The 1,864-nt window shown below is 57.3% G+C and carries 2 pseudogenes; both read right to left on the bottom strand.

Features of this window, described 5'->3' with window-relative positions:
• Positions 1 to 56: 56 nt before the first annotated feature.
• Positions 57 to 265 (bottom strand): annotated as a pseudogene (locus tag BJI47_RS24355) (IS3 family transposase); the annotation flags it as partial.
• 685 nt (positions 266 to 950) lie between these two features.
• Positions 951 to 1,802, bottom strand: a pseudogene (locus BJI47_RS00360) (iron-containing alcohol dehydrogenase); the annotation flags it as partial.
• Positions 1,803 to 1,864: the final 62 nt, after the last annotated feature.

The following is a 1,864-nucleotide window of genomic DNA, read 5'->3' as shown; positions in this document are numbered from 1 at the left end:
GGTCACCCGCAGAGTGCCTTGCCGGGGAGCTTGTTGCGTTGACAGGTTGAATTTAAGGACGCTGATTTTAGTATCTCGTTGGCGCGCCTGAGTTCTCGGTTCTGCACGGAGCATTTTTTATCTCCGCTGCCATCTCACTGGTCACTCCGGGGCGCTGACCGGCATCGGTCTGGGACCGTCGGATCCAGTTGTGCATCGTCCGCGCGGTTCCGATACCGAGCTTGTGCGCGACCGATTCGATCGCTGCCCACTCGGAGGGATGCTCGGTGTCGCCACCATGAACATCTCGCAGATGATCGGGCTGGGGAGGGCCTCTCCAGTTCCCGTCGTCAATGTCGATACGTTCCACGTCCCATACGCCGGAGAGTTCTTCAGCACCTGCACATCCAGGTCTTCGGTGCCTTCCATAGGCCTTCACCGTGATTTCGGCGGCTCGGCTCTCTCTCTTCACCTCCACCCTCACGGGCAGAGACCTCTAACGACTCCGCAGACTTCGCCTTATGCTGCGGACCGCATCTTCGCTCCCCCTTGCAGGGCTTCTGACGCTGGGCTTCGACCACATCCGTTTCCAGATGAAGCCGCCAGCCTGCTACCGGGCCACCTGGCAGCTACCCGGACCGGACTTTCACCGGCAAGCGACGACGAGCTTACGAACAAACCGATCTATAAAGACCTCCTGTTCAACTGGACGCACGAAAGATCGAGGCTAGTGAAGCGCCAGTGGTCTCGAGTCTGTGCCGAGGCAGGCCGCATCTTGGGTAACGGCTCAATGGAAGGTGGCCGAAAAAACGGTGAGCGGGTCTGCAATCATCTGAGCAGGGCAGCGTGCCATGAAAACACCCCCGATCTCCACCGAATCGCCCGACAGAAACTTTTGGATAGCAAGGTTGCTCCCCCCACTCGCCTGCTCAAAGTGAACTCGGAACACCTACGGCAATCGCTGGAAACCTTCAGGCCCCATATACTTTTCGATACAGTTCAGCTACTTCTTCGACCGTCGGTACAACAGGGTTGTTCGAGGGCGACCCTGATGCCAGCGCTTGCTCGGACATGAGTGGTATGAGCTCTTCCCACCGTTTCTGGTCGATACCGTAGGAGTGTGGCGTGGGAACTCGGACATCGGCGCAGAGCTTGTCGATGAACTCGATAAGCTTCGACGAAGCTGCTTCATCGGAGTCGCGACGGTCGGCCGCACCCAGTTGTCGCGCACAGTCTGCATAACGGCCGAGCGCTGCGGGGATCGAGAACGCAGTAACGGCAGTTAAAAGCATGGCATTCGACAGTCCATGAGCGACGTGGAAGTGCGCCCCTATGGGCCGACTCATCCCATGCACGAGGCAGACGCTTGCATTGGAAAATGCCATGCCGGCCTGGGTGGACGCATGCATCATGGCCTCGCGTGCCTCACGATCGGATCCGTCGAGATATGCACGTGAGAGATATGCACCGATTGTCTTCATGGCGGACAATGCAAGGCCATCTGAAATCGGGTTGGCCTTTTTACTTACGTACGCCTCAATCGCGTGGGTAAGTGCGTCGATTCCGGTGTCAGCGGTTAGCCGAGCGGGCATGGACATTGTGAGATCAGAATCGACGATCGAGGCAATCGGGAGAAATGACAGGCCTGGACATAGCATCTTCTCGTCTGTCGAGATATCGGTAATAATTGTGAACTGCGTTGCTTCCGAACCGCTTCCTGCCGTAGTCGGGATCGCAATGATCGGTAACGCTGGACCTGCATACACTCGCGGCGCTTTGAAATCACGCATGTTACCGCCCTGCTTGGACAACACCGCTAAAGCCAATACCGTTCAGTTAGTGCTGAATGACAGTGCATTGGGGTGACATTGTGGGTTGTGGATGG

Origin of the sequence: Rhodococcus sp. 1168 (genome assembly GCF_002091955.1) — a bacterium.
Classification (GTDB): domain Bacteria; phylum Actinomycetota; class Actinomycetes; order Mycobacteriales; family Mycobacteriaceae; genus Rhodococcoides.
Note: the sequence above shows the minus strand (reverse complement) of the source record. Positions and strands in the feature narration are given on the sequence as shown.